Genomic DNA, 12446 nt, shown 5'->3' on the forward strand with positions numbered 1-12446 from the left:
GGCAGCGTCAGATGTGTATAAGAGACAGCCCCGGAACCAGATGAAGAACGATCGAAAAACAAAAACATCCATCATATCAACGCGCACAAATTTGTAACAATATTAACGTTTTAACCAGAATCATTAACAACACGATGCAATATAATTACCAATTTTGGTCAATATCAGAAATTAATATAAATTAAGAATCTATATGTTTAGATAGCTCATATTCGATTGTATATAAGAATGATCAATTGAAACCTTTAATCTGACTGATTGTTATTTTTAGTTGTTTATATGTTCATAGAATCCACCTTGGCGAGAACTCCCCCCAACGACAAGCCAGGCTCGACGGAAGAATCGTCTTTCGGGAGACGAAGGTGAAAACACCGAAGCCTCTCGGAAGATCGTTGCGCCATAAGCTCGCGGTTCTGCTCGTCATCACGGCCGTCATGACGACCGGGGGGATTTTCGTCAGTGTTCTGGAACAAAATCGGGATCTTGACCTGCGGGCCCGGCTGCTCGCCTTGGCCACAGACCGCGCCGACACCATGGAACGCGAGGCCGCTCTCGCGTTGCAGCATCTTTTCACGCTGAGCACCCTTCTGCGGCAAAACGACGGGGAAATGGAGAACTTCGATGCCATCGCCGGCGAGATGATCCGGCGAACCCCGGATGGCATCCTCAATCTACAACTGGCTCCGCAAGGGGTCGTCCGCCGCATCTTTCCCTTGGCGGGAAACGAAAAAGCCATCGGCCACAACCTTTTCCAAGACCCGAACCGTCGCGCCGAGGCGCTCAAAACCCTGGAGTCCCGGCAACCGATGCTCGCCGGACCGTTTCCCCTGGTGCAGGGGGGCTTTGGCGTGGCCGCCCGCCTGCCGGTATTCCTCGATAAACCGTCAGGCGAAGTGTTTTGGGGATTCGTCAATGCGGTATTCCCCGTCGACCGGCTCGTCGCCGCAAGCCGCCTGCCGATATTGGCATCCCGTAAAATCAGCTACCGGCTGATCAAACCCGACGGCGGCGCCGACCTGCCGATTGCGCGTTCCGAAAAACCCGTCTCGGGCCGGCCGCTCTCCGTCAAAGTGAGCATGCCCAACAGCGAATGGCGTCTCGATGTTTCCCCCGAGAACGGCTGGCAGGATCCCCCCCGACGGATGACGGAGGTTCTTGCCGTCCTGGTTGCAGCACTCCTCGCCGGCAAGATCGCCGATATGACGCTCATCCAGTTTTCGATGCGCAAGGCATTGGAACAACTGGCTGAAAGCGACGGCCTTACCGGACTTTACAACCGTCGGAAACTGGATGAGCTGTTCCTCCGGGAATGCGAACGATCCAATCGCTTGGGGACCCGTTTGGCGGTCATCATCGTCGATCTGGATCATTTCAAGTCGATCAACGACTCATTCGGCCATTTGACCGGAGACAGCGTCCTGACCGCGGTGGCGCAGTGCCTTCAACATTCCGTCAGGAATACCGATGTCGTCGGTCGCTGGGGAGGAGAGGAATTTCTGATCCTTTGCCCGGGGACCACACTCGCCGGCGCCCGTCATCTTGCGGAAAAGCTGCGCCAGGAGATCCCGCGAGAGACACCCAATCCAACCGTCGGACGAACGACGGCATCGTTCGGGGTGGCCGAATTCAATGCCGGGGAACCCCCTCAGACCCTGCTCCAACGCGCCGACGACGCCCTTTACAAGGCCAAAATGGCCGGACGGGATTGCGTCGCCGTCGAAACGGGAGCGACGACGCCCGATACCCCCGGCCTGCCGGACGGACCGATCCATCTGGACTGGAGGACCGAATACGATTGCGGTCACCCCCTCATCGATGGACAACACCGGAACATCCTCGCCCTGACGGAGAGGGCGGTCTCCGCGGCGGTTTCCGGACGGCCGAAAGAACAGGTCAAAGCCGGCATCGGCGCGCTTCTGACGACGATCGAACAACATTTCCGGGACGAGGAGCGGATCCTTTACGAAATCGGATTCGAAGGGGCCGAGCAGCACCGGCGCCAGCACCTGGCTCTCCTCAACAAGGCTAAGGAAATCATCGTCGACTACGAAGTCGGAATCCTTACCTCGGGAGATCTTTTCCAGTTCCTGGCGGGCGAATTGGTGCTTCGCCACATGAACAGGGAAGACGCGGCCTTCGCCCCCCTCCTCCGACAGATTTATCAGCAAAGATCTGCCGAGAGCGAGCCGGGGAACTCAAGGTTGGCGGAAAAAATCAGCGCCGCCCGGTGGCGCGTTCCTGCTCTCCAGACCCTTTGGCTGAGCATCGTTTCCGCCCTGCTGGCAAGCACGATGCTGATCCCCGGACATTTTCTCCAGCGCCTCGCCTGGGTCGAGACGGGCGACCTGGCCGGAGCGGACGGCGGTTGGCGGGAAAGAACCGGCGATACCGACCTTCTCTCCATGTGGAGACTCCAACTCGCGCTGTCCGGTGGCCTGTTCGTTTTCCTGGTTGCCGGCGCCACGGTCTTCATCGCGAGAACCGAACGCGCCAATCGGGCACGCGCCCTTGCCGAGGCGGGAACCAACAGCGCGACGCGGAAACTCAAGGCGGTCATGGAAACAAGCTTCGAAGGAATCGTCATCACGAGGCAGGGAAATATTATCGAGGCGAACGATCAATTTCTGTCAATGACCGGCTATGAGCGGAAAGAAATCATCGGCAAGGATGTGGAGCCTCTTCTTCCGCCATCGGAGAGACCCGCCATCATGCATAATATAATGCATGGAAAAGAATCGCTGACGGAGCACACGATGATCGCCAAAGATGGGCGAATTCTCTTTATCGAGGCTCACGGCCGCACCATCACGACCTCCGGACAAATGGAACGGATCACCACGCTTCGGGACATCACCGCGCTGAAAAACCATCAGCAGCAACTCGATCGCGCGGCCCATTTCGACCCGCTGACCGTCCTGCCCAACCGTTCGCATTTCGTCGACCACTTGCGCCAGGCTTTGCATCAGTGCCGCAAAAGGAAGCAACCGCTTGCCGTCGCCTACCTCGACCTCGACGCCTTCGCCTCACTCAACGACCGTCACGGACGCTACCTGGGCGACGAAATGCTGACCCTGCTCGGTCAACGCATCCGGATGTCCCTGCGCGACGAGGATATGATCGGGCGAATCGGCAGCGACGAATTCGCCATCATCCTTTCCGGGGTGGGCAGAGACGGGAATCCGCACCCCATCATGGAGCGGTTGCTGAATATCGTCTCGGCCAGGGCCACGCTGGCCGGCCAACGGATCGCCACCTCGGCCAGCATCGGCATCGCCTTCTTTCCGGGCGACGGGGGCGATCCCGATCAATTGTTGCAGCGTTCCAACCAGGCCATGTACGCCGCCAAGGAAGCGGGAGGAAACGCCTACCACCTTTTCGACAGCGATACAGAATGGGAAAACACCGCTGGGAAAGACATCAGAAGGTCGCCGGAGAATTGACCCACAGAATCCGCGCCTCCTCCTGACCGACGTTCACATAGGCATGCGGATGGTCGGAACGGAAATAGAAAGAATCCCCCACCCCCAGGCGAAAGCGCCGCTCGCCGATCGTCATCTCGACGACGCCCTGCAAAACATAGCCGACCTCCTCGCCCTCATGCTGGATGGCCCCGTTGCTGCCGCCGCCGGGCGCGATGATATGGATGTTGGCCTGCATGAGCGCCCGATCGATGGACAGCGATTCAAGTTTCAATCCCCGCCCCCGCCCCGAGGGCGTGACCACCAGCACCGGGCGTTCCCCGGCACGCGCGATGACACCATCCTTGTCACCGGCGCCCGTCATCAGACTGGCAATATTGGTGCCGAGGGCCTGCACCAGGCGGTGCAGCAACTGCAATGACGGCAGCACGCGATCGCATTCTATCTTCGAAATCAGGCTTTCCGAACAACCCACCTTGAGCGCCAGTTGCGCCATGGTCATTCCCTGGAGATGCCGGGACATCCGCAAGGTACCGCCGAACGCCGGCGGCATGCCGTCGACCAGGCCGTCGACGGTGTCCGTGTTGATCGATCGTTTGCGCGCCAATCCGACGCCCCCTTCCCCATTTTTCCGGTCAGCTCCGGTCCCGGCAATGAGCCGGGGGAGAATTACGACAGATCGATCGAAAAAACGGAAGTCGTCCAGCAAAAAAACGACGGAAACCGAAAGAGACGAATCTCCGCCGGTCAACCCGCGGAAGACTCCCGCACCCAGGCCCGCAAACTTTTCCAGGCGCCGTCGCGAACCCTTTCCATGGCGGAGATCTCCTCCGGCCGCAGGGTCTTGAACCGTCCCTGCATGGCGAGATAGTCGGCAAGGGGAACGAAGGCTTCCGGATCGCGATTGAGTCGGGCGGCCCCGTCCCGCCACTCGACGAGCGGCCACAGACCGGTATCGACCACCGACTTGCCGAGCCGAATGGTGGCGTCCGACTCGCACGCCCATCCCGTCGGGCATGGCGCGTAGACGTGAAGAAAGGACGGTCCATCGATACTCCCCGCGATCTCGACCTTGCGCAGGAAGTCGGTTGGGTAACCGACGCTCGCGGTGGCGGCAAAAGGCACCCCATGGGCCGCGGCGATACGGACCAGATCTTTTTTCGGCGCCGGGCTGGACGGCCGGAAGCCGCCGGGCGAGGTGGTGGTGCGGGCCCCCCAGGGAGTGGCCCCGCTCCTTTGGATGCCGGTATTCATATAGGCTTCGTTGTCGTAGCAGATATAGATGATCCGCTCCTTCCTGTCGAAGGCGCCGGACAACGACTGCAGTCCGATGTCGGCGGTGCCGCCGTCGCCGGCGAACCCCACCACATGCACGTCCCGCAAGCCCTTGGCGCGGACCGCCGCGGCGATGCCGGAAAGAACGGCCCCGGTCGCGGCGAAGGGAGAGATCATGGCATTCACACCGAGCGCCATCTGCGGATAGATGAAACCGACGGCGGACATGCAGCCGGCCGGCATGACGACGTAGGAACGCTCCCCCAGCACCTTCAGGGTCCAACGCACCACCAGGCTTCCGCCGCAACCGCCGCAGGCCTTGTGCCCCAGGAAATATTCCTCGGCAGACAAGTTCTTCAGGGAAATCGTCATCGGGACGCCTCCAGTCCGACGAACCGCACAGACCGGGCCGGCTCATCCCCATCGCGCCCCGCCGCCCGCGCCAGGTCGTCGAACATCGCGATGATCTGCCCCCGCGAGATATCCTGCCCCCCCAGGCCGGCGATGAAATTGCGCACGGGCGGTAAGCCGGCCGGAGCGGAGGCCTCCGCCTGATCGTAGAGCGCGGCCTTGACCTCCAGGGCAACGCCGCCCTGATGCCCGAACGAGATATCCTTTTCGAGAATCCCGATGGCCGCAACCGCCGCGCGGCGCAGGGGGCCGAACAGCAATCGCCGCAAGTCCTCGGACGGAAACGGCCGCAAATAGCGGATCCGCAGCAATCCGACGCGCAGGCCATCGGCACGCAGGTCGTCGATCACGTCGCGTACCGTTCCGGCGATGCTGCCCAGGGTGATCATGACCAGTTCGGCGTCGCCGCAACGATAGGGCTCGATCAGATCGGCCGAGCCGCGCCCGAAGATCTCGGCGAAACGCCCGCCCACGTCACGGATGGGCTCGGCGGCCGCCACCATGTCGCGATGCTGGCGATATTTGAAGCCGGCATAGTCGCCGGGCCCCGCCGAAACGGCCAGGCTTTGCGGCCTGAGGAGATCGAAGGTGCCGGGGTAGCCCGGCGGAAAGTCGGGCGGCGGCAGAAAGGCGTCGACCGTGTCCTGATCGGGAACGATGACGGGTTCGTAAGTATGGGTGAGGACGAACCCGTCCAGATTGACCAGGACCGGCGTGCGCACCCGGACGTCTTCGGCGACGGCATAGGCCTGGATGATCATGTCGAGACTTTCCTGGGCGGTTTCGGCATAGACCTGAATCCATCCCGAGGAGAGCAGCGCCAGCGAATCGCTTTGATCGCCGTAGATATTCCAAGGCAGCGCCAGGGACCGGTTGGCGTTCATCATCACCAGGGGGAAGCGCCCGCCCGAAGTGTAATGAAGGCATTCGGCCATATACATCAGGCCTTGCGACGACGTGGCCGTGAAGGTCCGCACGCCCATCGCCGCGCTCCCCATCACCAGGGCGAGAGCCGAATGCTCGGATTCCACATGCACGAATTCCGCGGCCAATTCCCGCGATTCGACCATTTCCGACAGGCGCTCGACGACGATCGTCTGCGGCGTGATGGGATAGGCGGCGATCACGCGGGGCCGACTGAGCCGCACGCCTTGCGCGACGGCCTCGTTGCCCGAGAGAAAATGCAGCTCGCTCATCGCTCGATGCGCCCCTTCCGCTCGTCGCGCATTTCGATGGCGCCCTTCGGGCATTCCACGGCGCAAACTCCGCACCCCTTGCACCAATCCGGCGCGACCCGGGGAGTTCCGTCCCCCTCCTTGGCGATCGCGCCATCCGGACAATAGAGGAAGCAGAGCCCGCACCGCGTGCAAGCGACGGTGATTTCCGGCCAGCGGGTACGCCATCCGCTATTGGAAGAGGTGAGATGTCCCGCGTCGAGTTGTGGCGCCAGCGGCCATCCGTCGGAAACCGAGCCCCCCGCGCGAAGGGAGCACGCCGCCGTGCGCCGCTCAGCCATGACCATATCTCCGCGCGGCGTCCCCCGTTTCCGACGAAGCGCGACCGACCTCCCATCCGCACCGGAAGGCCGCGACATTCTTCCCCCCTTTGGCCCCCTGACCGAACTCCGCGACGATTCCGGCGGTGACGGCGTCGATCGGCAGCAGGCCGGTAAGCCCGATGAAGACGCCCAGCAAAACGGTGTTCGTATGGTCCGAACCCAGGATGTCACGAGCGATCTTCCGGGCCGGAACGCGGAAAAAACGCTCGCCGGAACCGGCATCGGTCGGACCGGCCTCGGCGTCGATGATGACCAGGCTTTCCGCCACGAGAAAATCCGTCGAGACCTGATCGAGAAGGGATTCATCCATCACGACGGCGACATCGGCCCGCCGGACGGCGCTCCGGTCCCGGATCGGACGATCGGCGATGCGGGTATAGGCGAAGACCGGCGCACCGCGCCGTTCCGGCCCGAAGGAAGGAAACGCCAAGGCCTGCTTCCCGGCAAACCGCACGGCCGCGAGGCCCAGAAGGCGGGCGGCGGTAAACGCCCCTTGCCCACCGCGTCCCAGCCAGACCGTCTCATGCATGGTGGTCGGCATGCCACAACTCCCGTAGGTGAAGAAGGCGCTCCCCTGCCGCGGCCAGGGTTTCCTCCTTCTTGGCGAAATGAAAGCGGATGTAATTGCGAACCGGTTCGCGAAAGAAGCTCGATCCGGGAACCGCCGCTACGCCGACCCGGCGAATCAGCCATTCGCTGAAGCTGATGTCGTCCTCGCCGGTGCCGTCGATGAAGGGAGAGATGTCGACCAGCACGTAATAGGCGCCCTGCGGCGGATAGTAGGCGAGACCGGCCTTGTCCAGGCTGGACAGGAACAAGGCGCGCTTGCGCGAATAGGCCGCCGCCAGACCGGTGTAATAGTCCGAAGGGAAGCGCAGGCCCTCCACCGCCGCGGCCTGCAACGGCGCGGCGGCGCCGACGGTCAGGAAGTCATGAACCTTCTTCAGGCCGTCGACGACGGCGGCCGGCGCGATGGCGTAACCGAGACGCCAACCGGTGATCGAATAGGTTTTCGACAGCGAGGAACAGGAAACCGTCCTCTCGAACATGCCGGGCAGCGAGGCGAAATAGCGATGACGATGCGGCTCGAACACGATGTGCTCGTAAACCTCGTCGGTAATGACGAAGACGTCGTGCCGCTCCGCCAACCGGGCAATGGTCAGCAATTCCCCCTCGGTGAAGACCTTTCCCGACGGATTGGAGGGATTGCACAGGATCAACGCCTTCGGTTTCCGGGCGAAGGCGGCCTCGAGGACCGCCTCGTCGAACGTGAAATCCGGTGGCACCAGCGGAACGAAGATCGGCTTGGCGCCGCTCAAAATGGTGTCCGCCCCGTAATTCTCGTAGAACGGCGAGAAGACGATCACCTCGTCGCCGGGATTGCACACCGTCAGCATGGCGGCCATCATGGCCTCGGTGCTGCCGCAGGTGACGACGACGTTGCGATCCGGATCGATGTCGAGCCCCATGAAGCGGCTTTGCTTTTCGGCAAGCGCCCGTCGAAATTCCGGATCCCCCCAGGTCACCGCATATTGATGAGGGCCGTTGCGCATGGCGCGCGCCCCCGCCTCGATGATTTCGTTCGGCGGATCGAAGTCCGGAAATCCCTGGGACAGATTGATGGCGCCGTATTGGTTGGAAATGCGGGTCATCTTGCGAATGACCGATTCCCCGAATCCGCTGATTCTTTTGCTTGTCTGGGGCACGCTCGTCTCTATTTCACACTAAATAAAAAGTTATATAAAAATTTTCCATTTGCTCGCGCTGTTGAAGCGAATATATTCACCATTCTTCTAGATTAATATAGAAACGAGAGGCGAGCAATGGCTGTCGGGATCAAGCGCGTCGTGGACAATGATCCGGCCTACTGGGATGCGGCTTTGGAAACCCAGAGCCGCCGGGATTGGGACGACCTCAAGCTGGCGCTCCTGCAAAAGCATCTCCGCCACGCCTATGCCAATTCCCCCTTCTACCGCTCGAGTTTCGACGCCGCCCGGGCCCACCCCGACCAGGTGAAGAGCCTCGATGACATCCGCCGCTTCCCCTTCATCAATAAGCGCACGCTGCGGGACCGGCAGTTGGCCGTGCCGCCGTTCGGCGATCTGGTGGCCGTCCCGGAGCGCGACATCGTCTATATCTCGGCCTCCAGCGGCTCGACCGGCGTTCCCACCGCCTCGCCCTTCACCCAGGGCGATTTCGACGACTGGATCGATTACGAAGCCCGGCAGTTCTGGTCGTCGGGCATGCGGCCCACCGACCGTTATTGCCACTCGCTGAATTTCTCGCTGTTCATCGGCGGACCTTGCGTCCTGGGCGCGCAGAAGCTGGGGGCGCTCAGCATCCATGCCGGCACGGTTCCATCCGAGCGGCTGCTGCAGATCCTGCGGCAATTTCAGGCCAGCATCATCTGGACCACGCCGTCCTATGCCTGGTACCTGGGCGAGACCGCCCAGAAAGAGGGGATCGACCTCAGGAAGGATCTTGCGGTGCGCCGCATCTTCGTGGCCGGCGAACCGGGGGGATCCATCGCCGAGACGCGCAACCGCATCGAGGATTTATGGGGCGCCTCGGTCTACGATTATTACGGCCTGTCCGACATTTTCGGCTCCTGCGCCGGCATGTGCGAGGAAAAGAACGGCCTGCACTGGGCCGAGGATCATATCCTGGTCGAGGTTCTCAATCCCGAGACCGGTGAACCGGTGGCCGAAGGCGAACGCGGCGAGATGGTGCTGACGACGCTGAAGAAGACGGCGCGCCCGATGATCCGCTTCCGCACCGGCGACATCGTCAGCTTCACCTCGGAACCCTGCGCCTGCGGCCGCACCGCGATCCGCATGGAGGGCGTGCACGGACGCGTCGACGACATGCTGATCATCAAGGGGGTGAACATCTTTCCGAGCGACGTCGAATCCATCGTGCGCCGCGACCATGACCTGACGGGCGAATACAAGCTGGTGGTCGAACGGATCAATCACCTGGATCAGCTGACCGTCGAGATCGAAAAGATCGTCGGCTACAACGGCAGCGACGAGGACCTGGCCCAACACTTCAGCAAGCGGCTGAAATCGGTAACCGGCGTCACCGCCAAGGTGACGGTGCTGCCCCCCGACACCTTGCCGCGGGCGACACACAAGGCAAAGCGCGTCGAAGACCGCCGGACCGGAGTCTGGAACTGATATCCTGCCCCCCTTGCCTTTGAAGCGAAATCACGAAGATCCCGCGCGCCCCCAGTCATGGGAGGATGTATCCTTTCGGGATATCCATGACCCGCGCGGGAAATTGAGGAGAACGACGCAATGGCCAATGTGAACCGCCTGCGCGACTTCGTCATCGAAGCCACGCATCTGGTGGAAAAGCATCGCGATAACGAATCCGCCCTGCTGGCGGAGGCCAAACCGCTGCTCGCCGGACTTATCGCCTCGGACGACTGGTTGCCCGAGGACTATGCCGTCGCCGATCCCTTGCGCTACCGGCAGTATCTTCTTCATGCCGATCCGCTGGAACGTCTCTCGGTGGTCAGCTTCGTCTGGGGCCCAGGCCAGCGCACGCCGGTCCATGACCACCGGGTCTGGGGACTGGTCGGCGTGCTGAGGGGCGCCGAACTGTCCACCGGATTCAGCCGCGCCTCCGACGGACGCCTTGTTCCCGGCCAGGAAGACCGCATCGAATCCGGCGACGTGGTGGCCGTATCGCCCACCATCGGCGACATCCACAGCATCGCCAACGCCCTGCCCGACGCCCCATCGATCAGCATCCACGTCTATGGCGGCAACATCGGCGCCGTCCGCCGCGCCTCCTTCGATCCGCAGACCGGCGAGGAACGCCTTTTCATCTCCGGCTATTCGAACGAACGCCTGCCCAATCTGTGGGACCGCTCGCGGGAGAATGGATGACATGCCCCGCCCATTCCAACCGGAAGATCTGCGCCGCCGCTGGCGGGACGGAAGCGAAATCGCCCTTTTCGACGTTCGGGAGGAAGGGCCTTACGCAGACGCCCATCCGCTTTTCGCCATATCCCTTCCCCTGACGCGGATCGAAAGCGACATTTTCGATCTGGTTCCCCGCCGCAACGCCCCGATCGTCCTCTATGACGACGGCGAAGGCCTGGCCGAACGGGCCCGGTCCCTGATCGAAGGCCTGGGCTATTCCGACGTGACCATCCTGGAAGGCGGGCTACGGGGCTATGAGCGTCGGGGCGAACTTTACCGCGACGTCAACGTTCCCAGCAAGGCGTTCGGCGAATTGGTGGAAAGCATCCGTCACACGCCCTCGCTCGCGGCATCCGAGGTCAAGGCGTTGCTGGACGGCGGCGCCGACATGGCCATCCTCGATTCACGCCGCTTCGAAGAATACCGCACGATGAGCATCCCCGGCGGAATCAGCGTACCGGGCGGTGAACTGGTATTGCGCGCCGGCGATGCCGCCCCCTCGCCCGATACCCTGGTCATCGTCAATTGCGCCGGCCGCACGCGCAGCATCATCGGCACGCAGTCGCTGATCAACGCCGGGCTTCCGAACCGGGTGGCGGCTTTGCGCAACGGCACCATCGGCTGGACACTGGCCGGCTTTCCCCTTGACCGCGGACGAACGGAGAGCTTTCCGCCGACCAGCGAAACCGCCCGCGCCGGAGCCCGCGCCGCAGCTGCCCGGTGGGCCGAGCGTGTCGGGGTCCGCGTCATCTCCCGCGCCTGGCTGAGGGATTGGCTGACCGAAAGCAACCGCCACACCCTTTATCGTCTGGACGTCAGGACGCCCGAGGAATATGCCGCCGGCCATCCCCGGGGATTCCGATCGGCGCCCGGCGGTCAACTGGTGCAAGCCACCGATGAATGGGTGGCGGTACGCGGCGCCCGCATCGTTCTTTTCGACGACGATGGCGTCCGGGCCAGGATGACCGCATCGTGGCTGGTGCAAATGGGCTGGCAGGCCGTCGTCCTGGAGGAAGGCGCCCTGCCTTGCGACGAGACGGGAACCCCGGCCCGGCAAAGACCGCCGATACCTCCGGGCCGACCGCCGCTCTCGCCGGCCGATCTCGATCGATGGGGGCCGGAGGCCTGCGTCCTCGACCTGGCGCGCAGTCCGGAATACGCCGCCGGCCATATTCCGGGCGCCCGGTTCGTCCTGCGCTCCCGCTTCGCCGCCGACCTGCCGGACCTGCCGGGCGCGGGGCCGATCGTTCTCACCTCGCCGGACGGCGCCGCCGCCGCCTATGCCGCGGAGGAAGCGGCGCGCCACACCCGCCGCCCCGTCCATTTCCTGACGGGCGGAACCAAGGCCTGGAGCGACGCCGGCTTTCCGCTTGAACATGAAGCGCATCACTGGCTATCCCCCGCCATCGACGTCTACAAGCGTCCTTACGAGGGGACCGACAACGCGGCCGACGCCATGCAAGCCTATATCGACTGGGAACTGCAGCTCGTGGCGCAACTGGCCAACGACGGCGTGTCCAACTTTCACGTGGTCCGTCCGGAAGCCCCTTAGCGGCACCATCGCCCCACCTGAAATTATATACATAAATAATATGTTATAAATTAAGAATTAACATGTTCATTGACACAAACCACGCCGGGAAATACCATTAGATCAATGGAATGATGCCGTAGGGTAGCGATGATGGCCAAGGCAAACGCCGTTGTGATCGATCTTGAGGAATTTCGCCGCCGCCGCGATTCGGCGCGCGACAAACATGTCCCTTCCGCCAGTCAGCAGGCCTGCCCGATGATGATGTGGTATCCCGTCCCCGTCTGGTACGTATTGCCCTACTGGCAAGCCATGTGACGTCG

The 12446-nt window shown here is 62.4% G+C and carries 11 protein-coding genes; 5 read left to right on the forward strand and 6 right to left on the reverse strand.

Translation table 11 applies throughout. From position 1 onward, the window contains the following. Positions 1–392 precede the first annotated feature (392 nt). Positions 393–3440, forward strand: coding sequence for a diguanylate cyclase domain-containing protein (locus CWS72_RS25410; RefSeq protein WP_101253468.1), 3048 nt, complete (start codon positions 393–395; stop codon positions 3438–3440). Here CWS72_RS25410 and CWS72_RS25415 read toward each other — a convergent pair. From CWS72_RS25415 to CWS72_RS25440, 6 genes are all read right to left on the reverse strand, one after another. Further along, entirely contained in the window at positions 3418–4026 is a 609-nt protein-coding gene (locus CWS72_RS25415) for a cupin domain-containing protein (RefSeq protein ID WP_199175992.1), read from the reverse strand. The genes CWS72_RS25410 and CWS72_RS25415 overlap by 23 nt on opposite strands. Positions 4027–4166: 140 nt before the next feature. Then, positions 4167–5066: a thiamine pyrophosphate-dependent enzyme gene (locus tag CWS72_RS25420; RefSeq protein WP_101253469.1), complete on the reverse strand. Its 900-nt coding sequence runs from the start codon at positions 5064–5066 to the stop codon at positions 4167–4169. After that, a complete protein-coding gene (locus tag CWS72_RS25425; RefSeq protein WP_101253470.1) occupies positions 5063–6301 on the reverse strand; it encodes a pyruvate ferredoxin oxidoreductase in 1239 nt (412 codons plus the stop codon). The genes CWS72_RS25420 and CWS72_RS25425 overlap by 4 nt, the downstream gene beginning before the upstream one ends. Then, the gene (locus tag CWS72_RS25430; protein ID WP_158240818.1) at positions 6298–6621 is read right to left on the reverse strand and encodes a 4Fe-4S binding protein; all 324 of its coding nucleotides are present in this window, start codon (positions 6619–6621) and stop codon (positions 6298–6300) included. The genes CWS72_RS25425 and CWS72_RS25430 overlap by 4 nt, the downstream gene beginning before the upstream one ends. Beyond that, the gene (locus CWS72_RS25435) at positions 6614–7204 is read right to left on the reverse strand and encodes a 2-oxoacid:acceptor oxidoreductase family protein (RefSeq protein ID WP_101253472.1); all 591 of its coding nucleotides are present in this window, start codon (positions 7202–7204) and stop codon (positions 6614–6616) included. The genes CWS72_RS25430 and CWS72_RS25435 overlap by 8 nt, the downstream gene beginning before the upstream one ends. Next, on the reverse strand, positions 7185–8369 hold the full coding sequence (locus CWS72_RS25440; protein ID WP_101253473.1) for a pyridoxal phosphate-dependent aminotransferase: 1185 nt from the start codon (positions 8367–8369) through the stop codon (positions 7185–7187). Before CWS72_RS25440 ends, CWS72_RS25435 begins: the two co-directional genes overlap by 20 nt. Before the next feature lie 117 nt (positions 8370–8486). Between CWS72_RS25440 and CWS72_RS25445 the strand changes: the two genes are divergently transcribed. The 4 genes from CWS72_RS25445 (at position 8487) to CWS72_RS27975 (ending at position 12441) form a co-directional block, all read left to right on the forward strand. After that, a complete protein-coding gene (locus CWS72_RS25445) occupies positions 8487–9839 on the forward strand; it encodes a phenylacetate--CoA ligase family protein (protein ID WP_101253474.1) in 1353 nt (450 codons plus the stop codon). Between the two features lie 120 nt (positions 9840–9959). Next, positions 9960–10556, forward strand: a complete 597-nt coding sequence (locus CWS72_RS25450) for a cysteine dioxygenase family protein (protein WP_101253475.1) — start codon at positions 9960–9962, stop codon at positions 10554–10556. Position 10557: 1 nt separating this feature from the next. Then, a complete protein-coding gene (locus CWS72_RS25455; protein ID WP_241911889.1) occupies positions 10558–12144 on the forward strand; it encodes a rhodanese-like domain-containing protein in 1587 nt (528 codons plus the stop codon). A gap of 129 nt (positions 12145–12273) precedes the next feature. Beyond that, complete coding sequence (locus CWS72_RS27975; protein WP_158240819.1) at positions 12274–12441, forward strand: hypothetical protein; 168 nt, start codon at positions 12274–12276, stop codon at positions 12439–12441. The last annotated feature ends 5 nt before the right edge of the window (positions 12442–12446 follow it).

The sequence above is a fragment of the Telmatospirillum siberiense genome (assembly GCF_002845745.1).
In the GTDB taxonomy this organism is placed as follows: domain Bacteria; phylum Pseudomonadota; class Alphaproteobacteria; order Rhodospirillales; family Magnetospirillaceae; genus Telmatospirillum; species Telmatospirillum siberiense.